Source organism: Aquirufa sp. ROCK-SH2, assembly GCF_054558315.1.
In genome coordinates this window covers 268,130-294,722 of sequence record NZ_JBPXKB010000002.1, presented here as the reverse complement: position 1 = coordinate 294,722, position 26,593 = coordinate 268,130, and the positions used below count along the sequence as shown (strand labels likewise).

At 34.6% G+C, this 26,593-nt stretch carries 19 protein-coding genes; 10 read left to right on the top strand and 9 right to left on the bottom strand.

The window, feature by feature from the left end; translation table 11 throughout:
- Positions 1-22: 22 nt before the first annotated feature.
- Positions 23-3,244 carry a SusC/RagA family TonB-linked outer membrane protein gene (locus V7S79_RS05145; RefSeq protein WP_459489489.1) on the bottom strand — a complete coding sequence of 1,074 codons (3,222 nt, stop codon included), beginning with the start codon at positions 3,242-3,244 and terminating at the stop codon, positions 23-25.
- Positions 3,245-3,460: 216 nt separating this feature from the next.
- Here V7S79_RS05145 and V7S79_RS05140 point away from each other — a divergent pair, with 216 nt between their 5' ends.
- From V7S79_RS05140 to V7S79_RS05120, 5 genes are all read left to right on the top strand, one after another.
- Complete coding sequence (locus tag V7S79_RS05140) at positions 3,461-4,222, top strand: HAD family hydrolase (RefSeq protein ID WP_459489488.1); 762 nt, start codon at positions 3,461-3,463, stop codon at positions 4,220-4,222.
- Positions 4,209-5,369: a TIGR03364 family FAD-dependent oxidoreductase gene (locus tag V7S79_RS05135; RefSeq protein ID WP_459489487.1), complete on the top strand. Its 1,161-nt coding sequence runs from the start codon at positions 4,209-4,211 to the stop codon at positions 5,367-5,369. The genes V7S79_RS05140 and V7S79_RS05135 overlap by 14 nt, the downstream gene beginning before the upstream one ends.
- On the top strand, positions 5,366-6,415 hold the full coding sequence (locus tag V7S79_RS05130; protein ID WP_459489486.1) for an alkaline phosphatase: 1,050 nt from the start codon (positions 5,366-5,368) through the stop codon (positions 6,413-6,415). Before V7S79_RS05135 ends, V7S79_RS05130 begins: the two co-directional genes overlap by 4 nt.
- A gap of 241 nt (positions 6,416-6,656) precedes the next feature.
- A complete protein-coding gene (locus V7S79_RS05125) occupies positions 6,657-7,205 on the top strand; it encodes an HD domain-containing protein (RefSeq protein WP_459489485.1) in 549 nt (182 codons plus the stop codon).
- The gene (locus V7S79_RS05120) at positions 7,202-8,482 is read left to right on the top strand and encodes a DUF5690 family protein (protein ID WP_459489484.1); all 1,281 of its coding nucleotides are present in this window, start codon (positions 7,202-7,204) and stop codon (positions 8,480-8,482) included. Before V7S79_RS05125 ends, V7S79_RS05120 begins: the two co-directional genes overlap by 4 nt.
- A gap of 379 nt (positions 8,483-8,861) precedes the next feature.
- On the opposite strand, the gene V7S79_RS05115 is transcribed toward V7S79_RS05120, so the two are convergent.
- From V7S79_RS05115 to V7S79_RS05100, 4 genes are all read right to left on the bottom strand, one after another.
- On the bottom strand, positions 8,862-9,398 hold the full coding sequence (locus tag V7S79_RS05115; protein ID WP_459489483.1) for a hypothetical protein: 537 nt from the start codon (positions 9,396-9,398) through the stop codon (positions 8,862-8,864).
- 47 nt (positions 9,399-9,445) lie between these two features.
- The gene (locus V7S79_RS05110; protein ID WP_459489482.1) at positions 9,446-11,215 is read right to left on the bottom strand and encodes an Ig-like domain repeat protein; all 1,770 of its coding nucleotides are present in this window, start codon (positions 11,213-11,215) and stop codon (positions 9,446-9,448) included.
- Between the two features lie 37 nt (positions 11,216-11,252).
- On the bottom strand, positions 11,253-14,093 hold the full coding sequence (locus tag V7S79_RS05105) for a TonB-dependent receptor (RefSeq protein WP_459489481.1): 2,841 nt from the start codon (positions 14,091-14,093) through the stop codon (positions 11,253-11,255).
- Between the two features lie 248 nt (positions 14,094-14,341).
- Positions 14,342-14,803, bottom strand: coding sequence for a DUF6174 domain-containing protein (locus V7S79_RS05100; protein WP_459489480.1), 462 nt, complete (start codon positions 14,801-14,803; stop codon positions 14,342-14,344).
- Between the two features lie 217 nt (positions 14,804-15,020).
- Here V7S79_RS05100 and V7S79_RS05095 point away from each other — a divergent pair, with 217 nt between their 5' ends.
- The 3 genes from V7S79_RS05095 to V7S79_RS05085 all read left to right on the top strand — a co-directional run bounded on the left by V7S79_RS05095 (position 15,021) and on the right by V7S79_RS05085 (position 16,915).
- Positions 15,021-15,428 carry a GxxExxY protein gene (locus V7S79_RS05095; RefSeq protein ID WP_459489479.1) on the top strand — a complete coding sequence of 136 codons (408 nt, stop codon included), beginning with the start codon at positions 15,021-15,023 and terminating at the stop codon, positions 15,426-15,428.
- Between the two features lie 612 nt (positions 15,429-16,040).
- On the top strand, positions 16,041-16,319 hold the full coding sequence (locus tag V7S79_RS05090; RefSeq protein ID WP_459489478.1) for a hypothetical protein: 279 nt from the start codon (positions 16,041-16,043) through the stop codon (positions 16,317-16,319).
- A 368-nt stretch (positions 16,320-16,687) separates the two neighbouring features.
- Positions 16,688-16,915, top strand: coding sequence for a helix-turn-helix domain-containing protein (locus tag V7S79_RS05085; protein WP_459489477.1), 228 nt, complete (start codon positions 16,688-16,690; stop codon positions 16,913-16,915).
- 4 nt (positions 16,916-16,919) lie between these two features.
- Here the strand turns inward: V7S79_RS05085 and V7S79_RS05080 are convergent, their stop codons facing one another.
- The 4 genes from V7S79_RS05080 to V7S79_RS05065 form a co-directional block, all read right to left on the bottom strand.
- Positions 16,920-19,322 (bottom strand): TonB-dependent receptor, encoded by a 2,403-nt coding sequence (locus V7S79_RS05080; protein ID WP_459489476.1) that lies wholly within the window; start codon positions 19,320-19,322, stop codon positions 16,920-16,922.
- A gap of 93 nt (positions 19,323-19,415) precedes the next feature.
- On the bottom strand, positions 19,416-21,554 hold the full coding sequence (locus V7S79_RS05075; RefSeq protein ID WP_459489475.1) for a metallophosphoesterase: 2,139 nt from the start codon (positions 21,552-21,554) through the stop codon (positions 19,416-19,418).
- 348 nt (positions 21,555-21,902) lie between these two features.
- A complete protein-coding gene (locus tag V7S79_RS05070; RefSeq protein WP_459489474.1) occupies positions 21,903-22,655 on the bottom strand; it encodes a helix-turn-helix domain-containing protein in 753 nt (250 codons plus the stop codon).
- Positions 22,656-22,660: 5 nt separating this feature from the next.
- A complete protein-coding gene (locus V7S79_RS05065; protein WP_459489473.1) occupies positions 22,661-24,301 on the bottom strand; it encodes a sensor histidine kinase in 1,641 nt (546 codons plus the stop codon).
- A 102-nt stretch (positions 24,302-24,403) separates the two neighbouring features.
- Here V7S79_RS05065 and V7S79_RS05060 point away from each other — a divergent pair, with 102 nt between their 5' ends.
- Together V7S79_RS05060 and V7S79_RS05055 are read left to right on the top strand one after the other, a co-directional pair.
- Entirely contained in the window at positions 24,404-25,237 is an 834-nt protein-coding gene (locus V7S79_RS05060; RefSeq protein ID WP_459489472.1) for a VOC family protein, read from the top strand.
- A 17-nt stretch (positions 25,238-25,254) separates the two neighbouring features.
- Complete coding sequence (locus V7S79_RS05055; protein ID WP_459489471.1) at positions 25,255-26,517, top strand: alpha/beta hydrolase family protein; 1,263 nt, start codon at positions 25,255-25,257, stop codon at positions 26,515-26,517.
- Positions 26,518-26,593: the final 76 nt, after the last annotated feature.

The window sequence follows — 26,593 nt, the reverse complement described above, 5'->3', positions numbered from 1 at the left end:
TGTCTTTTAAGAAATATTTAAATTAAAATGTGAAGTTTAAATTAACTCCGTAACTTCTTACTGAAGGAGTTTGTGGACTTGAAGATCCATCTGTCAAATACTGAGACAAGTCAACATCTTTTTTCTCTGCGAAATACAATAAGTTACGACCCACAAAAGAGATATTAGCAGCAGATACCGCCTTACCAAACCACTTATTAGGAAGTTTAACACCGATAACTACTTCTTTCAACATGCCAAATGAACGACTCATCAAGTTACCTTCATTGGTATTGTAAAAACGACCGATGTAATCTTGAACGTAAGTTTTAGTTGTGTTTGGAGCAAATTGTAAATCAGCATAATTCGTTACATTTCCATTCGCATCATACTTGATAGCAACTCCATTGCTTACAACGACACCTTCTCCTACAAATGCTTTGATTCCCAATGCATCTTGTGGACGTGCAGCAGCAAAAATCCCTTGTGTAGTTCCGATATGACGACCTCCACGGTAAGCTTGTTGTTGTGTATAATTCACAATCACACCCCCAATACGACCATCAAACAACATACTTAAACTTACATTTTTGTAAGTAAACTTGTTATTGAATCCGAATACAAAATCAGGATTTTTGTTTCCTAAATATTGCGCTTGTGTACCTGAAACAGTTACTGGAACTCCAGAAGAGTTATTGATGATTTTTCCATCTGGTGTACGAACAAAAGCAGAACCATATAATTTATCAGTACGATCCCCTACTTTTAAGAACGTATTCAAATTATTGATTCCTGGATAAATATCTGTCAATCTTTCTTCAAACGTTGAATAATTCGCTAACACATCCCAAGTAAAGTCACCTGTTTGAACCGGTGTTCCACTTACTGAAATTTCATATCCTTTTTTCTGCGTTTTGATACCATTTACTAAAGCTGAAGTATATCCAGAAGTAGAAGAAATTGGCAATGAGAAGATAGAAGGACCATCATTTGAAATAAAATAAGCCGCATCAATTGTCAAACGGTTTTTCAATAATCTTAAATCCATACCAAATTCCGTTTGAGAAGTTTCAGAAGGATTCAAATTTGGATTACTCAAACCATCTCCATAAGAAGCACCTGTTTGGTTATTGTAATAAAAACCCGTTGAATAAACCGTATTGTTTTGGTAAGAAGGTCCATCATAAGGAGAGTTATAATTTTCTCCTGAATAAACACCAGCACGGTTATCAATCGTTGAAGAAGTCAAACCATCTTTTACGTTCGCATATGAAGCACGTAATTTCAAGAATGAAATCGTTTCAGGTAATTTCAAATAATCAGATAAAACAGTCACTGCTCCTACAGATGGGTAGAAGAAAGAGTTTTTACCTGAAGGAAGCGTAGATAATTTATCCGCACGACCTGTAGCAAATACAGTTAGATATTTTTTGTAAGAAAAGTCAGCAGAATAATAAGCAGAAAGTACATTCATATCTGCACCATAATTCGCTACTTGAACTGGATTAGCCGAGTTTGAGAAATTGTATAAACCTGGAACGTTCAAATAATTCGTAGATGCAAAAATCGACTTGTATTGAAATACACGTTGAGAAGCTCCTGCATTAATTTTCGTATTCAAACCTGGTAAAAGATCTTTATCAAAAGTCAATAACAATTCCGTATTGTTCTCAAATAAATTACGACGATCTTCACGGTAATCACCACGACGCTCATCACGACCATAAGTACCAGCTGAATAAGGGAACTTCTCTGTTCTTACCATATCCCAAGTTGTTACTTGCGTACGAGCCAATAAATTCAAGTTTTCATTAAAGGTGTAACGCAAAGCCGCTTGGCCAACAATATCCGTTTTATAATGGCCACGTAACCACTCATACGACATAAAATATGGGTTATTGTAACGTTGATATTCTGCATAAATTTGTTGAATACCTTCCTTACCTTTTTGCCAATAATTACGCATATCAGCAATATCCCAGTCAGCACCTGCCCAATACACAATGTTGTAAATGATCGAGTTAGGACCATAATTCACGTCTGGAATGTTAGGAGTATATTGACGGTTGTATTGTAAATTCGATTCGAATTTCAATTTCTTCGTAAACTGATAATCAGCAGTGATATTGAAATTCGTCATATTCAATTGAGTATTTGGAACAATACCTTTTTGATAAATATGTGAAGTAGAGAAACGTAAATTGTATTTTTCTCCTGTTGCAGAAACTGAAACGTTATTCGTGGAAAGAATACCTGTTTCCAAGAAACGCTTTAAGTTATCTTTTCCTCTTGCAATCCAAGGTGTTCCTTTACGTACACCAGTAATAGGATCTACTGGAGAATCGTATTGTGGAATTAATTGTCCATTAAAACGTGGACCCCAACCTCCATCATAATCACCATCATTCAATCCTCCACCTTTACCATCTCCGAAAGCATAAGAACCGTGATCACCAGGACCATATTCGTCTTGAACTTCTGGAATAGCATAAAAACCACTTTGCATTTGAGTAGATGAATTAACTTCTACTGAAAATCCTCTTTTATCTTTAGAACCACGTTTAGTAGTGATTAAAATAGCACCGTTTTTACCACGGAAACCGTATAATGCAGAAGCAGATGCTCCTTTTAATACTGAATAAGTTTCGATATCGTCTGCAGAAATGTTCCAAGTATCAGAGTTAATTGGCACACCATCTACTACGTATAAAATAGTTGAACTTCCACGTAAAGAGATATTTGGCTTACGCAATAATTCTGGTTGAGAACCAATCGTCAAACCAGCAACACGACCTGACAAAGCATTGATTGCATTGGGCTCTCTTGCTTTGATAACACTAGATCCGTCGACTGATTGAATGGCAACACCAATTTTTCTGATTTCTTTTTTGATACCCAAAGCTGTTACAACAACTTCTTGCAATTGCTTTTCATCAGCTGATAATTGTACGTTAATTTCAGTTTGACTACCTACATTCACTTCTTTTTGAATATAGCCAATCATAGAAATTTGCAATATTGTATTATCCGAAACACTTAAAGTAAACTTACCTTCTGCATTGGCAGTTGTACCTTTAGAAGTTCCTTTAATACGAATACTAACACCTGGAATCGCTGCATTGTCTTCAGATGCAGTCACACGCCCATTAATAGAATGTGCTTGTCCGAAAGCATACATTCCAACGAGTTGTAAAATAGCGAAAACCATCCAAAATGATGATTTTTGAGCTTTTTTTACAAATAAATTTGGTAAAAAGTTTTTCATTGTAAAATGTTGTGTTAAAATTTTCACAAAACTATTCCGATTAAAATGGACGATTATGACGAGAAAAAAAACAAATTGTTAAGAGAATGTTTCCTTTGTTTCGGAATTGTTAAGAAGCATTTTGTTTAAAGAAACCCCCACAAAAAATAGTAGAAAAATACAATAATTTACGGTTTAATGATTTCTTCACACTGCGTTAATGCATACTTAATACCTATGTTTTTAATTCGTAGAAAAGAAATAAAAATGGGGAAAATCAAATTAGTCGTACTTGATATGGCTGGCACAACAGTCAAAGATCACCACGAAGTAGAACATTGCTTTCGCTTAGCTGCAAGAAAAAACGGTTTGGAGGCGAGCGATGAGCGAATTTTGGCTTTACAGGGATATGCCAAATTATATGTGTTTCGATTACTTTGGGCGGAACAATTAGGAGAAGGTCATACGGACATTGAAAATTTGGCTCAGAAATCCTACCAAGATTTTACTGAGATATTAGAAAATCACTACCAAACAGAGGATATATTTCCAACAGAAGGATGCTTAGAGCTTTTCGACTATTTACATTCCAAAGGAATTTACATCGCCTTAACAACAGGTTTTTATCGGAAGGTAGCCAATATCATTTTGTCTAAATTAGGCTGGTTACAAAGCCTAGATGAACAATTTATCAATCTAAAAAATCAGCAAGGCATACACCTTTCTATTACTCCAGACGAAGTAAATGGCGAAGGTCGCCCCTCTCCTAAAATGATCGAATATGCAATGTCGGTTTGTGGAATCAGCGACCCCATGGAAGTCATCAACATTGGCGACACGCCTGTCGATTTAGCTTTTGGTAAAAATGCTAAAGTCCGACTTGCTTTGGGAGTATGCAATGGAACTCACACCAGAGAACAATTAGAAGTATGCCCGAACGATGGATTATTAAATAAAATTTCAGACTTAATTGAATTGATTGAAAATGTTGAAAAATAGAAAATACGATTTAGTCATTGTGGGTGGTGGCATCATTGGAACATTTTGTGCCTTACATGCCTTAAGGAAAAAGAAGTCAGTACTTTTATTGGAAAAAGATGAGCTTCCATACGAAGCTAGTTTTCGAAATTTTGGTCAAGGAGTGCCTTCTGGCCAAGCCTTGGATTCTTGGTTCGACTATGGACGTAAATCCATTAAAATTTACAAAGAATTACAACAAGAAGTTGACATTTCATTGGTCGGAAATGGGTCTTGGTATTTAGCTTCCGATGATCAAGAAGCTACTTTGCTAGAAGAAATGAGCGCCTTGATGAATGAAAGAAATTATACCAATAGACTATATACTGCTCATGAATGTTTGGAAATAAATCCGCATTTCAAAAAAGAATATGCTAAAGCAGGATTATTTTTCCCAGAAGAAGCCTCATTAAATCCCTTGGTAATGGTTCATCGGGTTCGAGAATATATGATTAAGTACATGGGATTACATTATCATAATCAATGTTCTATCATTGGAGTTGAAAAAAAGCGAGGAATTGCCATGTTGACTTCTTCCAAAAGGCAAACTTTTTGGGGGGATCATGTGATTATAGCAAACGGTAGAGATACGCAATTTTTACTACCAGAGCATTATCCAAAAGAAGATTTAAAAATTAGCAAGTTACAAATGATGCGTTTGGCTCCTCAAAAACCCATACTTAAGTCTAATATTTTGACAGGCTTAACCATTCGTAGATATGAGAGCTTTCATTCTTGTCCTTCGTTTTCAAAATTAAGTGCGACTCCCGAGCAAAAATTGCTACAAGAAAAAGGAATCCATATTTTATTTAAACAAGCACACGATGGATCTATCATTCTTGGCGATTCGCATGAATATGTTCCTGCGAATGAACAAGCGAAATTTGGATTTGAAATTTCAAGTGAAATCAATGAAATGATGCTAAATGAGGCCAAAAAAATCACTAATTTAGAAAGTTGGCAAGTTGATTCGTCTTGGGCTGGATTTTATTTACAATCTGACAAGTCGGATATTTTTACCAAAACCATTGACAATGTTATTCATATTATCAACGGAATTGGGGGAAAAGGCATGACAACTTCACCAGGATTTACAGCTGAATATATTCAAAATTTATATCTATCATGAAAAAAATCATTTTTCTATTATGCTTGAGTTTCGTTGGATTTGCCCAAAAAGCACCTAAAAATATTATTCTACTGATTGGGGATGGTATGGGTGTAAGTCAAATTTATGCGGGTTTAACTGCAAACAAAGGTCATTTGGAATTAGAGAGATGTTCTTTTATCGGATTCCATAAAAATCAAGCATCGGACAACTATGTTACAGATTCAGCTGCTGGGGCTACAGCTTTCGCAACAGGTAAACAGACCTATAATGGGGCAATCGGTTTGGATTCTACAGGAAAATCATCTGTTACCTTGTTGGAATTGGCAGAATTAAAAGGCTTAGCGACAGGATTGGTGACGACTTGTGATATTACAGATGCTACTCCGTCCTCCTTCATTGCGCATCAGAAAAAAAGAAGTATGCACGAAGAAATAGCGAAAGATTTCCTTAATACAGAGGTAGATGTTGTGATTGGTGGAGGTAGAAAATATTTTTCAAAAAGAACTGACAATGTTAATTTGTTCGACACTTTTCAGAAAAAGGGTTATCAAGTTTTATCTTCCATAGATGAATTAGAAAAAGTCAAAAGCGGCAAAATCATCGATTTGTATGCGGATGAAAATCCCATTAAAATGAGCGAAGGCCGTGGGGATGCTTTAATCAAATCGGCAAAGAAGGCCATTGAAATTGTTGATCAAAATCCCAAAGGATTCTTTTTAATGATAGAAGGATCACAAATCGATTGGGGTGGCCACGCGAATGAAACAGACTATGTGGTGAATGAGATGTTGGATTTTAATAAAACGATTGGTTATGCCTTAGATTTCGCAGAAAAAAACAAAGAAACTTTGATTGTGATTACTGCCGATCACGAAACGGGCGGAATGGCATTATTGGGTGGGAACATGAAAACGGGTGAAGTAAAAGCTTCCTTTATCACAAAAGGACATTCTGGGCAAATGATTCCTGTTTTTGCATTTGGCCCTGGTGCTGAAAATTTCAAAGGGATTTATAACAATTATGATATTTTCACTAAGATCAAAAATGCATTGAAGCTTAGGTAATTTTAGGTAAGAGGTAATAGGTAAGAGGTAAGAGGTAAAAAGTAAGAGGGAACAGGGAAAATGCTGAATCAAGAATGTATATTTAACTTAATCATACCTTTTACCTCTTACCTATTACCTCTTACCTCTCTTCCCTTTATTACCAAATCATAAATCAAATGTAAAATCTATTTTAAATCAACCAAAGCCACTTTTTTACTGAATTCAGCCGTGCTAATTTAATGTATAATTAGCAAAAATCATGTCAATCAATATCGTAGAAGAAATCATTTTTCTACTTAAAAACCATGGTGATTCTCAATACGGAGGAGAACCTGTTACCCAAGGGGAACATGCCTTACAGGCTGCTCATTTAGCACATCAAAATAAAGAAAAGGAAAGTATTGTCGTAGCCTGTTTATTGCACGACATCGGTCATTTGTTGCACAATTTACCAAATGATGCTCCTGATAAAGGCATAGACGATTTACATGAAAGCTTAGGCTTTGATTTTGTCAATCAACATTTTATTTCTGCAGTCGCAGAACCCGTTTTGTTACATGTGGATGCCAAAAGATATTTATGTGGCCGCGAACCGGGTTATTTCGATCTTCTAAGCGAACCTTCCATCATTAGCCTACACCTTCAAGGAGGAATTATGTCAGAAGAAGAATGTCAAGCATTTGAGAAAAACCCTTTCTACAAAGATGCTGTCATTCTTCGAAAATACGATGATATGGCTAAAGTGCCTAGCATGGTAGTAAATCCCATTGAAAGTTACGTGCCTTTATTGAGATCCTATTTAAAATGATACAAGCATTAAGTGGAACTCAAAAATCACAAAAAGATTGGACCACACATCCAGCTTGGACGATGGTGGCAGCTTTTGGATGCTATTTTTGCGTTTATGGTTTTAGAAAACCATTTACAGCAGGATTGTATGAAAACCAATATTGGCTAGGAATTCATTGGAAAGCCATATTGATTTCCGCGCAAATTGCAGGTTATATGCTCTCCAAATGCATGGGCATTTTTTTTGTTTCTTCCATCACTTGGGAAAATAGATCAAAAGCTATTATCTCAAGCATTTTTATTGCTCAACTGGCCTTATTGGGTTTTGGATTTGTTCCAAAACCTTATAATCTCATCTTTTTAGTGATCAATGGATTGCCACTTGGAATGGTATTTGGGTACATTCAAGGATATTTAGAGGGTAAAAGAAATACAGAATTATTTATCGCGGCATTAGGTTCCAGCTTTATACTAGCCGATGGAGTTTCTAAGTCGATGGGTATATCTGTCCTAAATTGGGGCATTGCTGAAAATTGGATGCCATTTGCAACTGGCTTAATTTACATTCTACCCTTTTTATTCTTTGTATGGATGCTAACAAGAATACCTAAACCATCTAAAGAAGAAACTCAGGATCGTTCAGAAAGGATTCCGATGACTCAAGCAGATAGGATTTTACTAGTAAAACAACTATGGCCTGGGATTTTAAGCATCAGTCTGTTGTATTTGTTCGCTTCATTATTAAGGGGAATTAGATCCGATTTTGCGCCAGAAATTTGGCAATTTTTAGGGTATAAAAGTGTCCCATCCCTTTATTCACAAACTGAAATATGGGTTACAATTGGCATTTTAATAATCAATGGAAGCTTGGTGGTTATCAAAAATAATCGAAATGCCTTTTACTTAAGTCTAGCCTTCACAAGTTTTGGATTTCTTTTACTGGTCATTGCAGGCATTTGGGGCATAGAGCAAATCAATCCGTTTTGGCTAATTGTTATGACAGGCTTTGGGATCTATTTACCTTATTTAACGATTACTACTTCCGTGTTTGAACGATTAATAGCCATCACTAAACACAGAGCGAATATTGGCTTTTTGATGTACATCGTGGACTCCATTGGATATTTAGGCTATAATACACTTTTAATTTCAGCTGGATTTATTTTTCCATCGCTTGATTTACCTACTATCTTTTTCTCTTGGATCTTGTGGTTTGGGCTCGCTGGGATTGCCATTTCAATCCTGAATTTGGGATATATGAAAAGGAGGCTGTCTCAGGTAAGAGGTAATAGGTAATAGGTAAGAAGTAAAAGGTAATAGGTAAAAGGTAAAAGGTAAGAGGTAAGAGGTAAAAGGTAAGAGGTAAGAAGTAAGAGGTAAAAGGTAAGAAATTTTTGATCTAATCAGATTATCAAATAACTGAACGTTAAAACTCGTAAATTGCAGGGGGTAAGGGGAGCCATTTCCCCCTAAAAAAAAGGAAATCAGATTCACCAAAAGATAACTTATATATTTTATCTACAAATTGATTTACTATAAAACTCTGCCAAGTTGATAGTTAAATTTAAACTATTCCCATTTACAAAATCCTCAACGAGAACACAGTTACAAAAGAAATGTCGAAAGGAAACCCATCGACATTTTCTGCATTACACCAATATAAAATCTAGTAGAATTATTCATGATAAAGCCAACGCTTCCATTTCTTATTGTAAGTCAATGTGCTATCTGGCCATTCTACATAATGTTTTAATGGGATATATTCTTTTAAATTACCATTCAATGCCAATTCTTTGAACAAAAACTTCCCTCGTTTTAAGGCAGTTTCTGGCTCCAAATGAGGCGTATTTGCCACTTCTTCAAAATTCAATGGCAATAAGCTTCCCTCTTTTAAGTTAAATTTCCCAATTACGGATCTACGATATTGCGTTAAATGACCCACCGGTCTATTCAATAAAAAGACATACTGACCCTCTCCCGTTTTCTCCAATTTTTCCAAGGTATATTTGGGTAATAAATTCACATAATACGCTCGAAACTCTGGATTAAATCGGGTAGAATCATTCGCATAAGTAGCATTTTCGGCCACATTGGTAATGATATTTACCAATAAACTGTCGCGTTCTGCATCAGAAAAATAATGTTTGGGAGAATCCTTAGGTTCGCACGAAGCAAAAATCACCAAGGCTAATAATGGAATGAATATTCGCATAGTCAAAAAAAATTGGAGCCTACCTAGATAGGCTCCAATGAAAGATTTTACTTAATATAAACCACAGATTGTGGGCTGAACTCTGACCAACCTAAAGTCCAATCAGTTGTCTTGAATGCACCAACATAATCTGTCGACTCAAAGAATGAAGGCAATGCGCTATTCAACTTCGGTCCGATTAACGACTCTGAAGTACCAGTTGTCAAGGCTAATGTAGGACGACCTGAAGACCATAATGTAGAAGAAATTCCTAAATTAGCTGTATTCGTTACAATCTTGTTTCCTGTTAATGATTTAAACCAATCTTCTGGAGTTTTATCTCCAATCATGATAGCTGCGCCATTTGTACCTGATGACATGTTTTCATAACCTGGAACTGCAACACCTTTTGGATTAGCAGAAAAACCAGTTCCCCAGTTATTCGTTCCCCAGCCATCAACACCAGCTAAAATTACATTTTGTAAATCGATATCTCCGTTAGCAGCATTTACTTTCGCTGAACCTTTTTGGCTATCGATATACACACCAAATGGATATCCTGTGATCAATACATTGTATAATTTTTGCTTGTTATTTCTTCTCAATTGAGCACCATGTTGGAACAATGGAGAGATAGCAATAGAAGCAGCACCTTTAGCACCGATGATCGACATGTTAGCAAAAACAGCAGATGTGAATGGTGTATTCGCAGAACCGTTTGCATCATTATCACACTCAAAACCATTTGAACCAGATTGGTCTGCTTGTGTAGTACCACGGATACCTAATCCAAATTGTACATATCCAGAATAACCATTATCTGTATCAAAATCATCATCCAAGCCTTTGTAAGCAATTAAGTGTTTCGCGTTAACCGTTCCACCAAACCACTCAAATGAATCATCTAAGCCATAAGAAGCTTGAACGAAATCAATTGTAGTACCTGAACCAACAGATGCCAAAGTCAATGAGTTAACTTCTTGATTTGGGTTAATTGGAATACCTGCATATTCTAAACGTACATATTTCAAAGATCCAGAATTGTCTGTTGCATTTGTTCCACCATGATAAGCACCATAAGCACCTTCTAATTCTCTATTTTTAGCATCATTTGGCAAGTTGTTAGGAGCTTGTCCACAAATAACCAATCCACCCCAGTCACCAGCTTCTCTCTCACCTACGTTTCTCTCAGAAGTGAAAACGATAGGCTTTTCTGCTGTACCTTCAGCGATTAATTTTGACCCTCTTTGAACGATTAAAGCTCCTTTTGTCGCACGTTCTCCAATGATAGTAGTTCCTGGTTGAATCGTCAAAACACCCGTTTTTGTAACATTACCAAAAACCGTCTCATCACCTACACGAACAAAACCTACTAATTTGTAAATTTTGTCAGCAGTCCAAGTCACATTACCTTCAATGGTTCCTTTTACTTCCACAATAGTTTTTGGAGGAATAGCTGAAACAGTCACAGCAATTGGAGTTAAAGTAGAAACTTGATTTTTGGTATCAACTACTTGTAAAGTAAAGTTAACTACTGAGCCAGCAGCCAAATTCTCTACTACGTAATCTTTCGCATATTCTGCCGTTTTTTCACCTGAATACGTCTTTGAATCAAATGAAACACCATTTTTCAATACAATTACTGATTTAATTCCAGCAGGTGCATTGATCGTTGCTTTTACTGAAACAGTTGAACCAATGGTTCCCGCCATGGTACTAGAAGCTGTTACTGTTGGAACAGGAAAAATCTCCTCGTCCTTCTGACAAGCTACAAATGTCATCGCACTTAATGAAATCATCATAAATGCTTTAAAGAAATTTGTTCTTACTCTTTTCATTTTTGTGTTATGTTATGTGTTAAATTTTAAATACTGCTTATTTATAGCCAAATGGCGTAAAGATTAATCCCAAAGAATACACGCGGCCTGGATAGTACGACTGAATCACTTGATCTTCCACACGATCAAATTTGCCGTCTTGATTTCCATCTTGAAGCACATAGTTTTGTTGATTTAATAAATCACTAATACCTCCTTTGATCAATACATTTTTGGCTATTTTCTTTGAGAAAGTTAAATCCAAGATACTGCGTGGCATTTCGTACCAATCTGGATAATTATATCCGTAATTATTACCTACTGCATATATTCTCTTTCCTATCACATTAAAGGACAAATTCACCTGAAGACCTTTTTGCGCATCATTGTAATTCCATGAAGCATTCAAGATATAAGGACTTTGTCCTTGCAAAGGTCTATTATCCGACTGGTTAGAAGAGGTGCTCTGGTTTAATTTAACCTTACTCAAAATATAAGCAGCATTAAAAACCAAACTCGATCGACCTAAGAAGCTATTTGGGGTTTCAGGACTCAATGTTTTCCTAATTTCAGCTTCAATACCTGCAGAATAAGCACTTTCCGCATTTTCGAAACTTAAATTGGGATTAGATCCGGAAGCAAAAACAACCTCGATTGGATTGGTAAAATGTTTGTAAAACAAAGCCAAACTCATTACCTCAGAAGGTGTAGGGTATTTCTCAAAACGTAAATCAAAGTTTTGAATCGTCGCATTTTTCAAATTAGAATTTCCTGAGATATTACGATTGTTCACAAAATCATAAAAAGAGAAAGGTGCTACTTCACGAAACTCTGGGCGATTCACCGTTTGACCGTAAGCTAAACGCAACAAGGACTTCTCCGTAAAATTGTAGCTTAAATTAATGGACGGTAAAATATTCAATACATTATTGTCGTATTTCAAAGGATGTCCAATTAAATCATATGAATCCAACTTTTGACTATTATTTTCAGCTCTTGCACCAGCTACCACATTGAATTTAGAACCTAAAGCAAAATTGGCTGATAAATAAAAGGCTGATAAGACATTTGAAGCAGTATATGAATCGTTTGGATTAGTCTGCTCATCAATTTTCACACCATTGGTTGTATTAATGTTTTGATCAGCAAAAATTTGATCAATTGGCAAAGTACCAATATTAAACATCGCACTATTCGACTGCACATAACCTAGGTTTCTGGCAGAGAAGCTTCTATTTTTTGTTTCAAAATACAAACCACTTTTCAGCTCAAGTTCTTTTGAAAAGTCTCCATTCGCATCTTTTCCCCATTGAAATTTATGAGCAAAATTCAAGGCTGCTGTTTTCGCATTTTCATTCAAAATGATATTTGTACGACCTAAATTAAAGGTTTGTGCAGATCCGATTGGCACCAATAAAGTAGCATTCGCTCCATCTAAACTATATCTAAAACGCTTGTAATCCGGTTGGTCTCTGAAAGAAGAATTATAACCAACAACCCAATCCATTTTGGTTAAACCATCATTCCACTCATGCTTACCAACCAATTGACCGGTATAAATTCCACGATACACTTGATCAAAGGACTTAATATTCCAATTAGCTCCATTATCAATACCTGTACGATCTACATATTGTGAATTACTCAACTGATTAAATAAATTCTTGAATTCCAACGTGAATCCATCATTGAAACGGAAAGTCCAATTGTGCATAGCTCCAAAACGAATGGCACTTGAATACTGCTTATCTGCAAAATTGAATACGAAATCTGGCTTACCTGTAGATCCAATTTGACTATATCCATAATCATTCCGATCCATTAAAAAGCTCGTTCTTGAATTCGAATAATTCATTGAACTAATATTGCCAATCTTCACATCGCCCCAATTCAATTTTAAGCCTCCAGACATAGACAAACGCATATCTGGCATGGCACTTTCTTTTAAAGGAACCCAGTTATTTTTTAGTGATTGTCCAACCTGTGTTAAACGAGCAGCACCTGAACTCAATAATTCAGATTTATTAGCAGGAAAACCTTTTGGCAGATCAAAATAGCCATTATTAAATCCTGTCCAATAATTTGTTCCATGCTGAGGAGTATAGAAATCTTTGCTCGTAGTACCTTCTCTAAAAGAATTCGAATAATCGAAGGTCAAGAAATTTTGCTCAGGAATACTTTTGGTAAAAATCTTCACAGTTCCACCGGCAAATTCACCGGGCAATTCAGCAGATGGACTTTTAAATACCAAAATACGATCTATTTGACCCGCTGGAATGATATCGAAAGAAAACGAACGCACATCTGTTTCCATCGATGGCGCAAAAGTATTGTTTAATTGAACCGAATTGTAACGCTCATTTAATCCTCTGATATTGATGAAACGATCACCAAAAATGGTTACACCTGGAACACGTTTTACTACTTCTGCAGCAGTACGGTCTAGCGTCTTGGTAATTTGAGCGGCAGAAATTCCGCTGACAACTAATTGAGCAGCCTTAATTTCAGAAATAACAGAAACTTCCGTGTTTGTCAAGCGTTGAGCAACGACTTTCACTTCGGCTAAATTTGTTGACTCCTCTGCTAAAGTTAAATTTAACTCGGTTACTTGATTGGCTGTAACCTTTACGTTTTCGTAAATTTTGGTTTGATAACCAACAAAAGAAATTTTTAAAGAGTAGGTTCCAACGGGTAATTTACTAAAAGAGAAAAAGCCATTGATATCTGTGGCGGCTCCTTTATTAATGCCTTGCACTAAAATGGTTGCGCCGATGATATCTTCTTTTGACTTTACATCCTTGATGGTTCCACGCAGAATTCCAGCGTCTTGCGCCAAAGTGGCAAATGAACATAGAAGCGTGGTAAGTACTAAATTGGTGTAAATGGCAATTAATTTCATGGGGTATAATACTGGTGATTTTGATGTCACAAAATTATTATACTCCGACAAGGCACTTGTTAAGCCATCATTGCCTTTGGATTATGGAATTGTAAAGATTTTAGGTAATTGATTAACAATTTGGTAATACTTGAAGGAAAGAGAAGAGAGAAAAGAGGAGAGACTTTTACCTATTACCTATTACCTATTTTGAACACGGAGGACACAAAGTTTTTCTCTCTTCTCTCTTCTCTTTTCTCTCTACTATTCTACTTGGTCTCTTTTAAGCCTCCATTGAAATATTCAATTTCTTCATCATGAACAAGTTCATTGATATCAAATGATACTCTGGTTGGAACTCCTTCCTTATCATATTCGATATAGGTAAAAAAAGGTTTTGCCTTTAAGGTTGTTTCCATAAAAACATACAATTGATCAATGGTCTTAAAATCTTTCAAAGTAGCGGGTTCTGCATACTGTTGAGTATCGATATTGTAAGCAGATTGTAAAACATTATCCTTCACGACAAAATTATATCTACCCGTTCCCGGACAATAACAAAGTTTAATGTGATCTACCGTGTAGGATTTGATTTTTCTAGCCTCCCAAATAGCTTTTTGCTTACGCATTTCTATTAATTCAGGGCTCTCTTGGGGAACGACATCCTCTTTTTTGGAACAAGAAAATACAAAAAGGGAAATTACTAGGAAACAAAGGTTTTTAGTGGTCATGTTTTTAATAGTTAAGATCACAAAAGTAATACAAATCAAAAAAAGAATATTTAATAAAGCAAAGCATGAAGCTTATATTATTACTTATAAGCTAGTTTACTAGCTTGGACTTTCCTTGCGATTATCAGGTTCTTAGGTATTATTTACTCCAATTATAACGTTTGTTGAAAACGAATGTCGAAGATTCAACCATTAATAAATTTTAACACTAAAAATCATGATTACAAAAAAAGCGCTTACCCAACTTTCCTATGAGATTGTTGGTTGTGCTATAAAAGTACATAAAGAAATTGGCCCAGGCCTATTAGAAAGTGTTTATGAAAAATGTCTGAGACACGAATTAGAAATGAATGGATTGCATGTAAAACAACAAGTTACAGTTCCCATTAATTATTTCGGCTTAAATCTAGAATCTGATTTACGATTAGATCTTTTAGTAAACGACCTAATCATTATAGAACTAAAAACCGTAGAGACATTGCATCCTGTATATGAAGCACAATTGCTAACATATATGAAACTACTCGAAAAACCTCAAGGTCTCTTAATTAATTTTTTTACCAAAAACATAACTAGGTCTTTAAAACCATTTGTCAATGAATTTTATAATCAATTACCCGATTAGATAGAAAAAATAATGTTTAAAAAATGATTAACCATTAAGAAATTAAGAGATTAAGAAAAATAAGTAAACCTTAATGACTTAATGTTTAAAAAATGATTAACCATTAAGAAATTAAGGGATTAAGAGAAATAAGAAAAACGTAATGATTCTTAATGACTTAACGTTTAAAAAAATAACCATTAAGAAATTAAGGAATTAAGAGAAATAAGAAAAACCTAGTGATTCTTAATGACTTAATGTTTAAAAAATGATTAACCATTAAGAAATTAAGAGATTAAGAAAAATAAGAAAAACCTTAATGATTCTTAATGACTTAATGTTTAAAAAATGATTAACCATTAAGAAATTAAGAGATTAAGAGAATCAAGAAAAACTTAATGACACTTAATGACTTAATGTTAAAAGAAAAGAGCAGAGAAAAAAGCAGAATACGATAAGATGAAGAAGTTAATCCCAATGTTAAATTTTTCATTCCACCGAAAAACTTAACACACTTTAATTTTTAATAATCATTTCTTTTTATAGCTTTAAAGTTCCAATAAATTCTAATGAACCATGAGTGAGAAAAACAAAGTAATGGTAGAAATTTTGTCTACAGTTGTCCTTCCTAAATTGAAAGGATTATCTGAAAAAAACGCAAAAAAAATAATGGAGGTTAGCGAAAAAGCTCTTGGACAAATCGCAAAAAAATACCACCATTTATTAAAGGATCAAGCGGAAAAGGAGAAAGAGCAAAAGGAAAAAGATCTTAAAAAGGAAAAAAAAGCAACCGAAAAACTAGCAAAAAAAAACGAAAAAATAGCTAGAAGAGATGCTGTTCAAAAGAAATTAGATTTGCTATTAACCAATAAACCTTTGGCAACAAAAAAAGTGGCAACAAAAGAAGACTAAAATCAAATATTGAAAATAGTTTTTTATTCATATCAAATAGTGAGATCTTCGTCTCACTATTTTTTTTATCTTTAAAAAGAACGAAAAAGCCCAAGAATAATATTCAAGGGCTTTATTGAATTATATGTTCTAAAAAAATCTTAATATTCTAAATCAAATGATGAAACATTATCCAAAAAACACCGGATAAAAGGAGGATTCATAAAAGCAATTTAATTGCTTTTGAGCAGTAAAGGAAATTTTACTTTTGAATTAAATAAAATTGTGGCATAAATATAATAAAAAAAATGATTTGAGCATATATGCCTAAAGATTTTTTTTAAGAAAATGCAACATTCGGTGGAATTGAAAAAATTTAATACCATCAAATGAATAATTCTAAAAAAGAAGACTTGTTAATTCAATTAGGCTACCACTTAAGAACCGTTAGAAAATCAAAAAAAATGACTTTGGAACAATTAGCATGTGATGCTAATGTGGAAATTAGTCAAATTTATCGCATCGAAAAAGGCAAAGTAAATCCTACATTTACTACTTTGTTGGCGATCTCCTCTGGATTAGAAATTTCAATGAGAGAACTTTTTCATCATTATTGAGAATTTAAAACTTTTTAGAATAACCAAGCCTCATAACTTGCGTTTCATAGAAATCTTTAGAAGTCATTTTGAAATTACTACCTTGAATTTCTTTATAGATATTCAAGGTATTTAATACATCACTCAAATTTAGAAAAATTTCAGCATTGGACTTTTTGAGGACTTTTTTCATCCCAAAATCCACAGAAAACCTTTGCCCAATCTTGCCTTGTGGAATGATGTCTGGCGCTAAATAGACCGAAGATATTTGTGCTTCTAAGCCATTATTCAATTTTAAAAATGCATTTGCCTTCAAATTCCATGAAATCATTTGCTGTACCTCCGATTGATAAAATGTTGGCTTGGGATATTGATTTATCACCGAAAAGGCATCTATGGTATTTTGGTATAAATTAAAATTAAAATTATATCTAAAAATTGCATTCACTGTTTGAGCAAATACCCATTCTGTTCCAATCAAAGCACTTTTCCCTGCATTTTGCATGATATTATAGATTAAAGTACTCTCAGGCAAAGTGACAGCAATTCTATTGATTGTCGCATCGGCTGCTTTATAATATAGAGATGAAAATAGATATCCTTGTTTAAAATTTGTTTTAAATCCCAACTCAAATGAGTTGGTAAATTGGGGCTTCAAAGCCGGATTACCTACTTTTACAATCTCAGCATCATCATACTTCGGAAAAACTCGTATATCTAATTCTGCAGGACGATCTACTCGACGATTAAAAAAGAAACTAAGTCTATTATTTTCAGTCAACTTATAGGCAAATCGAAAACTAGGAAAGGGTTGCGTATACACATAACCGTTAGATGAATAAGTGTTATGTTTAGGATCAACATCATAATTAACCTTTACATATTCCATCCGTAGTCCTGCCTCAAATTCAAGATGCTCATTCTCAAATACATAATTTGAATATATCGCAGGAATGCTTTCTTTATAATCTGCCCAACCTCCAGCGGTCACATCAAGCGGGGAATTTAATCCTGGAATAAACAACATACTTGTCGGTATAAATCGATACCTAAATTTCAATCCAGATTCAATTTTACCCCATCTCAAAGGTCGAACATAATCTAAGCTAAAATCCAACACATTTTCATCAGACATCAACTTAAAGCTGTCATAGCCCGTGTAACTCGGGTAAATATTCGTAAAAAAATATTTCTCATCCTCTTGGTGCCAAGTGTAATTTGCTCCTACATTCAAGACATGACCAGGCTGAAGGAATTTATATTGATATGAATTAATCGCAGTGACTGTCGTCTTAACTTCATCCTCCAAAAATTGCCAAAGACGTTTTCTTTGCGTAAAATCCTGATTGTAAAATGGCTCATCACCATCATCCAAAATCTTTTCGCTACTGAATAAAATGGAATGATTAAACAAATTTTGATCATTGATTTGCCAATCTAAGCCTGTCATGATGGTTCCAATCGTTGTTCGACGATTCCTTTTGGTCTGTTGTTGAATGACTGTCCCATCCGAATAACTTCTAGTCACAAATTCATTTTTGTTCAAAGTGGGGGTGAAATTAAAATCTCCTTGAAAAAAGAAATTAGTCTTTCTTTTTCTATAATTGAAAGAAATGGAGGGGTTGAATTTGGGTGTTTGAGTAAACTGCTCTCTAATTCCTGGCAAATTCTCCTTTTTAACCCATAAAGCACCAAGCCCCCCTAATAAAGTAAGCTTCCCATTAATACCTTCTTGATTATTCTTTTTGAAAATAATATTGATAATCCCTGCATTTCCATTCGCGTCAAATTTGGCAGATGGATTATTGATAATTTCAATTTTATCGATCGCAGAAGCTGGAATATTGTCTAGACTTGTTTGTGCCCCAAAGCCTGTCAGTGCCGTTTGCTTCCCATCAACTAAAACTGTTACTTGTGAACTTCCCCTTAAATTCAATTTCCCTTCTTGGATGGTGATCCCAGGTAGAGTTTGCATCACTTGCAACACAGAAGAGCCCGCTTGTGCAACTGAATTTTCTAACTTATAGGTTTTCCGATCCATTTGTTGACCCACTTCGTCTTTACGGTCGGCTACAATGACTTCCGTCAATTCAGTTTGTGAATCGTTTAATTCAATTTTAGCTAAATCGATAAAAGCAGAAATAGATCCAATATAAACAGGACGGCGAACAGATTCATAACCAATGGAACTGATGTATATGATATAGTTTCCGCTTGAAATGTCCGTAAGTTTAAACAGACCATTGGAAGAAGTAATTGTTCCAGAAACAAAAGACGAATCAACGGATTTTTTTAAAATCACAGTAGCAAACTCAATAGGAGAATTCACTTTAGAAACGACAGTTCCTGATAGGGTAATTTTACTATTTTGGCCTAAACACCATTGAGCAAAAAACAGTAAAATGAAGATGAGATGATATTTTTTCAAGATATGCGGATTTCTTCAAATTTATTACAATAACTATAAACATTCGAAAAAAATCGACGAAAGGCAAAATTGATTAGAACCAGTGTGAATTTCCTATTTGGATTTTAGCATTTTTTGTACCCAAAAATCTGGATTACCCAAAAATTGGATTTTTAAGATATATATTCCTGCAGGTAAATGCTCCAAATTTACATTGTACTGATTGGGGATTGAATCCTTTGAATAAACCTCTACGCCAAGCAAATTATACAGCGAAAGATTCGCTTTTTTGTCCATATTTTCAGGTAACGAAATGGTTAAATTTGATTCAAATGGATTTGGATAAATTAAAAATACTTTTTCTTCTTTGGTGGCGGTAATGATAACAGAAACAGCTGCAGATATTGGACTAATACATCCTTGTTGCGACTTTAGTTGAACCGTATATTGTCCTGAATTAAGCGCCTTAAAATTGCTTTGAGTGGCAGATGAAATTGCTTGACCATTGTAAAACCATTGATAATTAGCACCTCCCAAAGTAGTCAAATCGAATCCATTGCTAGTAGAAATGACAGGTGCTTTGGGGTTGACAATGTTGGGGCAATCGTCCTTATCATCCATGATGCCGTCTCCATCTGTATCTTTTTGTGAATCTGCACAGCCATTGGCATCCACCTTTTGGCCCTTGGGTGTGTTTAAACATTGATCAATATTGTCCGTAACACCATCTGAATCCGTATCGGGGAAAATAACATTAATTTGATAGGTATACGACAAGCATTTATTGGCATCAACGACGCTAAATGACGTATTTTGTTTGGGTGACACTTCGATGTTTTTATTTTTTTCACCATTTGTCCAAAGGTAATCTCCTTTCCAGGGCGCTGTCAAAATCACTTTATCTAAGTAATTAATAGATTTCGTCACTGACACTTGATTGGGCACATCTTTAAAAATCGTAAATCGATCTAAATTGTCGCCATTTTCCGTAATAAATTTGGCATCCAATCGGTTGTCTTCTATTTCAAAATACATAAATCCACCAATTTGATCGACAGAATATTGCATCACTTTGTGTGGTGCATCAGTTCTTTTTCTTCCCGTGGCACCGCCAACACCATTCACTACATACACTACTCCATTCTTGGCTGTATCGGCAGATGAAAACATGTATGGACAAGATTGAAGGCTATTATCATATTTACCAGAGCTAGCCTGTGTCCAATTTATTTTAGCATCAAAACCATTGGAAATACCTGTAAAATTAGTCAAAGGTTTTGAGCGCTCGTATACATGACTGTGGCCGTTCAACACCAAATCCACTTTGTATTTTTCAAAAATGGGCACTAATTTTTGTCGAACTAAGGTAAGCAACGAAACAACATCTGAATCATACGTTCCTTTTGTAAAAGGCGGATGATGAAAATAAACAATTTTCCAAGGCATTTTGGTCGATGCCAAATCTCTTAATAGCCAATTTACTTGATCAGAATTATCATCGGTTAAACGTTTACCATCTTTTCCAATCCCTTCTGTATCTAAACTGATAAAATGAATGTTGGCATAATCATAAGAATAAAACGCCTCTGAATGGGATGGAATTCCTCCAAATTGACCCTTTGAAGGTAAATCAAAATTGGTAAAATAGGCGATTGTCTTATCATCCTGTACACGACTGGTATAATCATAATCGTGATTCCCCAAGGCAGTATAAATTGGCACTTGCTTTAAAAAATTGCCAACAGAATACACATTAAAAAAATTCTGCTGATAATCTGCATCTGTTGCACCTGAATAGACATTATCACCCAATGTCAACATAAATTGGTAATCGCTATTTCCTTTGTGCTTTTTTAATGCTTCAAAGACTTTCAACTGAGTTGAGCCGGGATACATATCTCCTATAACTCCAAACTTCATCTTTTCATTTGTTCCAATGACGGGAGCAGTGGTAAAAAATTGCGTGGAATCTTGGGTCGAAAAATTCTTTGAGGTTCCAATCTGATAATAATACTTCATATTGGGCTTCAACGAATCCAATAAAAAAGTATGGTCAATTATTGATAAATCATTGGAATAAATTCGATTGAAGTAAATGCCCGCACTAACACGTACGTGCATCATAGAGGGGATATCAGTTCTAAAACGCAAAGTCATTTGAGTAGGACCAGCCAACTGCAAATAAGGTCCACGGATAATATTTTGACCTAAGCCGCTAAAAGATAAAAGAGTAAAAAGTAATAACCTTGGCATAAATATCGAGTGGTGGTTTCGAAATATTTATGCGAAAATACCTTGTAATATATTGTTTGAGCTAGATAAGGTAAATATATTCATAAAGAATGTTATCATTTTTTGAAATAATATCATTTTTTGAAATGTCATCACTTTTTTCACAATCAAATAGTTATCAAACCATCTTAATTTTGAAGTCTGAAATAGAACGATTAAGAGCCTAGCTCCTCAAAAATATTTAATTTAGAACATGTAGTACAATAAATGCCTGTTACAATGTAGCTGGCATTTTTTATTTATCTATATTTTTATCACAAAGAGCACAAATTCTTACCTATTACCTTTTACCTCTTACCTTTTACCTAATCACCACTTCTTTGCTTTCTGAACACTTCTGTATTGCTCTGGAGTAATATTGGTAATTTTCTTAAAAGCTTTGTAAAAATTACTGTAGGTACTAAATCCGACCTGATTAGAAATAGCGATGATGGATTCATCTGTTTCGGATAACATCGATTTAGACATTTCAACGCGACGTTTTAAAATATATTGGTAAGGACTTAGTCCCAAAAATTCTTTAAATATTCGGCTAAAATGCTCTGATTCCCAAGGGGTCAATTTCGCTAAATCGCTTATATTAATTTTCTCTGTAACTGATTTATTGATTTGATTCAATACCGATTTAATATGATAAGGCATTTCATTAACAACGGGTTCCATAGAACGGTCGACATCTACTTTTCGATGCTCAAAATTGCTTAAAATGATGAATATGGTTGTGATTAGATTTTCGGTATTGAACGGCTTAACCAAATACCCATAAGGCCTTGTTTCTCTCACTTTTTCAAGCGTCATTTTATCCGAATAAGAGGTTAGATATAAGAATGGGATTTTATTTTCTGCCAAAAGTATCTCACCTAAATCGATTCCCGTTTTGTCATCATTTAAATTAATATCAATCAACACCAAATTAGGCTGCTCTTTTTCAATAAGTCGTAAAGCCTGATCAACCGTAAAACAATCGATGATGACTTCATATCCTTCTTTTGTCAATTCACTTTGAATATTCAAGGCAATTAGTGGTTCGTCCTCTACGACTAATATTTTTTTACGAAACATGGTTTTTATTTTCCAATTTGAGAAAAATGAATGATATACTTTGTACCATTATCACAAAATATTTCAGCATTACCTTTCAATTGAAGTGCTAGCGATTTAATCATTTTCACTCCTGAAGAAAGTTCATCGATTGTCTCAACATCAATACCTATGCCATTATCCTGAAAAGTTAATTGATATTCATTATTCAATTTTGTCAAACTAATTTCAATCAATCCTTTGTCCAGATCTTTAAATGCATGTTTTATCGCATTAATAACCATTTCATTCACCATGAGGCCTAAAGGTAGGATGGTATGAATATTGAATTGCTGATCCTTGGGTTCAACATTTATCTTCAAAGAATAGCTTTTATCAAAACAAGAATCCAACGTCAACTTCAAGATTTCATGAAAATAAGGTAAAACTTCAATTTGACCTACTTCTTTACGATACAAAATCTCGTGAACCTTGGCCATGGCTGTAATTCTAGCAATACTCAATTGCATAAAATTTTTATTGTTACTTTCAGGTGAGTTGGCATGTAAATTCAAAAGACTCAAAATCATCTGAAAATTATTCTTAACACGATGATTAGTTTCTTTTAATAGAATTTGATTTTGATAGGAACTAAACTCTAATTCCTGATTTATATATGTAAGTTCTTCTTGGCGTTTTTTCGACTGAAAATAAATAATCAAGAAAAAAACACTCAAAATAAATATTAAGCCTAAACCAATCACTAATAAAGTATTATTAAATTTTTGTTGTGATTCTCTAATTTTTAAAAGAAGCACTTGTGTGTTTTTTCCTTGATCCCGAATCAATTTTGAATTAAACATGATGGAATATCGTGTCAAATTTTCAATTCCTTGAATAGCATCTTTGGGACTTTTATTTTCCATTAAAGTCGACAATCTCGTTTCAGCAATCAAATAATCGATTCCAAAAATTGAATTTGAATATTTGGCATATTTGACTGCTTGTTTGGAAAAATAAATGGCAGAATCCTTTTTACCAATCACATGATATATTCTTGATAAATTCAATGATGGATTCACCATCCATTTAAAGTCTTTTGAAAGATAGAAGTTTTTCAATGCACTTTTAAAATAGATTTTCGATAGGTTGTAGTTGGAATTTCTATAAAAAGTAGCAAAAATGGTATAAATTTTCCCCTTTTCTACAGAGAACTTATTCCCGGCTAATTTGAGGGCTTGTTTAGCATAAGTATCAAAATTATTTTTTTGGCCTGATTCAAATTTTGCCCTTAAATAGGTATATTTTGCATTGAGGCAGCCGCTAGTGTCTTTCCCTTTTAAATAATAATAAGCAGATTTTAAGCTTTCAGACTGAGCTAAAGAATAATTCCTATACATGAGTTGTTCGACAGAAACAATATCATAATAATATCCCATACCTGAAAAATGAGCATTTTTTTTAGATAATAGAAAACCTTCCATCAGATATTTAGATGCTTTAGCTGAATCAACAACATTGTATAAATCTGCCAAATTATAAAGATATTTTAGTCTTACAATTTCTGGCATGGGCTTCTTTAAGTCTTGCTCCGCTTTCAGAATTTGTTCTACGGTTTGACCAAAAAAAGGTCGACTTATCAAAGAAAATACAAAAAATAAAATGGAATTTTTCAGAAACAATTTCAAGTGTTTAAAAAGTAAATATAATAATTAATTTGTTTTATTTTGGATTCAACTCTTTACAATGAATCTTAAAAAAAATGCTGTAAATTCGAAAAAAATAATTCAATGTTACATGAAATAGGTTTTTGCCTTTGGTTTGATAAAGATTCAAAGCAGGCAGCAGATTTTTACCAAAGCGTCTTCTCTGGATTCAAAGCACAATCTGAAAACCAAATGGCGGTCAATTACCAACTTTATGACCGCAAATTTATGCATCTAAATGGAGGGCCAGGTTTTAGCATCAACCCTTCCATTTCATTTTTTGTGAATTTAGATTCGGAAGAGGAGATGCAACAAATTTGGGAAAAACTGAGTCAAGATGGCCAAATATTAATGCCATTAAATACCTATCCATGGAGTCCAAAATATGGTTGGTGTTCTGACAAATACGGAGTCAATTGGCAATTAATTTTGGCACATGAAAGCAGTTCAATCATCATGCCAGCATTAATGTTCAATGGTAATAACAACGGAAAAGCAGCCCAAGCAATTGAATTTTACACGTCCATTTTCCCAAAATCAGAAACCTTGTTCATCAGTCAATATGAAAAAGGCGAGCCTGATATCGAAGGAAATATCAAATATTCTCAATTTTTACTCAATGGAAAACCCTTTGGTGCGATGGATAGCTCTATGAACCATGGATTCAATTTTAACGAAGGGGTTTCTTTTCGCTTAATTGTTGACACACAAGAAGAAATCGATATGTATTGGGAGCGACTTGTAGAAGGAGGCAGCCCTGGACGATGTGGTTGGTTGAAAGATCAATTTGGCGTTTCTTGGCAAATTATCCCTTCTATGTTAGGTAAACTAATGATGAATCCTGAAACTGCACCGAAAGCAACCTATGCTTTTCTTCAGATGTCCAAGTTAATTATTGCTGATTTAGAGAAAATTTGATGTAAGACATAATCCATATGAAAAAGCTCCTTTTGTTCACCCTACTCTTAGTAAGCACATTCGCATTAGCTCAAGAGCCTTTTGTCGCGAATTACGACGAAAACAAAGTTGGCAATTTTACGTTACCCAATCCATTATTACGTCCAGATGGATCTTTGGTAAGGAACTCAAAAGACTGGGAGAAGCAAAGAAAATATTGGCTTGGAGCCTACCAAAGAGTCATGTTTGGTAAAATGTCTCAGAATAAAATTAAACAAACGAGCCAATTGATTTCTAAAACGGAAATCATGAACGGCAAGGCTATTCAATATATTTGGGAACTTACGTTTGCAGGGAAATACAAAGTATCAGTGTTGGGAGTGTTGCCGAATACGGACAAAAAATCAGCCGTTTTTCTTGGACTTAATTTCTGTGGTAATCAAACAACTTCATTTGACAAAAATATTCCTATTTCTAGCCGATATGTCGTTTGCAATGGCACGAATGGCTATAAAAACCACGTAGGAGAAGAAGGATCCAGGGGAAATTGGGAAGGTCGTTGGCAATTTGAAAAAGTGATTGATGCAGGACTGGGGAGTATTACTGTTTCTTGTGCAGATTTTGAAGAAGATTTTGAAGAAGGCTATAAAAATGGTGTGAGAACATTATTGGCCAAAGAATTAGGCCTGAATGCCGAAGAATGGAGCGCCAATGGTGCTTGGGCTTGGGGATTAAGTCGCGTTTTGGACTTCCTAGAAACTCAAAAAATGGTAGATGCCAAGAAAGTAATTTTACATGGCCATTCTCGATTAGGAAAAGCCGCATTATGGGCAGGGGCAACCGACCAACGCTTTGCTGCTATCATTTCGAATGAATCTGGAGAGGGAGGTGCGGCTATCTCAAGAAGAAATTACGGAGAAAATCTTTGGCGAATCACGAATAGTTTTCCCCACTGGTTTTACAAGGATTATAAAAATTATGCTTACAAGGAAAATGAATTACCGTTTGATTCGCATGTTTTGATGAGCTTACTAGCTCCACGCCCCTTGTACGTTTCCAGTGCTGTTGGTGACCAATGGTCGGATCCATTAGGAGAGTTTTTGGGAGCCCAAAATACAGAGGAAGTTTATCAATTGTATCATAAAGAAGGATTGAAAAAATTGGCATTCCCGCCACTAAATACACCCATTGGTAATCATATTCGATACCATATTCGTGAAGGCAAACATGATATAAATGATTATGATTGGATTCAATATATTCGCTTTGCGAAAGAAACTTTATATACAAATGCGAATTAAGAGTCAAAATATCTGTTTTTCACTTCTCTAATTACTGCTTTTGGCATCAGTGCTTCGACAGGCTCAGCAACCGTGC

What these genes read in the sequence shown, in the direction of transcription:
- V7S79_RS05070 (WP_459489474.1), bottom strand. Translation starts at nt 22,655, where the DNA reads ATGTTTCGTAAAAAAATATTAGTCGTAGAGGACGAACCACTAATTGCC.
- V7S79_RS05095 (WP_459489479.1), top strand. Translation starts at nt 15,021, where the DNA reads ATGATTACAAAAAAAGCGCTTACCCAACTTTCCTATGAGATTGTTGGT.
- V7S79_RS05145 (WP_459489489.1), bottom strand. Translation starts at nt 3,244, where the DNA reads ATGAAAAACTTTTTACCAAATTTATTTGTAAAAAAAGCTCAAAAATCA.
- V7S79_RS05140 (WP_459489488.1), top strand. Translation starts at nt 3,461, where the DNA reads ATGTTTTTAATTCGTAGAAAAGAAATAAAAATGGGGAAAATCAAATTA.
- V7S79_RS05115 (WP_459489483.1), bottom strand. Translation starts at nt 9,398, where the DNA reads ATGCGAATATTCATTCCATTATTAGCCTTGGTGATTTTTGCTTCGTGC.
- V7S79_RS05120 (WP_459489484.1), top strand. Translation starts at nt 7,202, where the DNA reads ATGATACAAGCATTAAGTGGAACTCAAAAATCACAAAAAGATTGGACC.
- V7S79_RS05135 (WP_459489487.1), top strand. Translation starts at nt 4,209, where the DNA reads ATGTTGAAAAATAGAAAATACGATTTAGTCATTGTGGGTGGTGGCATC.
- V7S79_RS05110 (WP_459489482.1), bottom strand. Translation starts at nt 11,215, where the DNA reads ATGAAAAGAGTAAGAACAAATTTCTTTAAAGCATTTATGATGATTTCA.
- V7S79_RS05060 (WP_459489472.1), top strand. Translation starts at nt 24,404, where the DNA reads ATGTTACATGAAATAGGTTTTTGCCTTTGGTTTGATAAAGATTCAAAG.
- V7S79_RS05105 (WP_459489481.1), bottom strand. Translation starts at nt 14,093, where the DNA reads ATGAAATTAATTGCCATTTACACCAATTTAGTACTTACCACGCTTCTA.
- V7S79_RS05130 (WP_459489486.1), top strand. Translation starts at nt 5,366, where the DNA reads ATGAAAAAAATCATTTTTCTATTATGCTTGAGTTTCGTTGGATTTGCC.
- V7S79_RS05125 (WP_459489485.1), top strand. Translation starts at nt 6,657, where the DNA reads ATGTCAATCAATATCGTAGAAGAAATCATTTTTCTACTTAAAAACCAT.
- V7S79_RS05085 (WP_459489477.1), top strand. Translation starts at nt 16,688, where the DNA reads ATGAATAATTCTAAAAAAGAAGACTTGTTAATTCAATTAGGCTACCAC.
- V7S79_RS05075 (WP_459489475.1), bottom strand. Translation starts at nt 21,554, where the DNA reads ATGCCAAGGTTATTACTTTTTACTCTTTTATCTTTTAGCGGCTTAGGT.
- V7S79_RS05055 (WP_459489471.1), top strand. Translation starts at nt 25,255, where the DNA reads ATGAAAAAGCTCCTTTTGTTCACCCTACTCTTAGTAAGCACATTCGCA.
- V7S79_RS05100 (WP_459489480.1), bottom strand. Translation starts at nt 14,803, where the DNA reads ATGACCACTAAAAACCTTTGTTTCCTAGTAATTTCCCTTTTTGTATTT.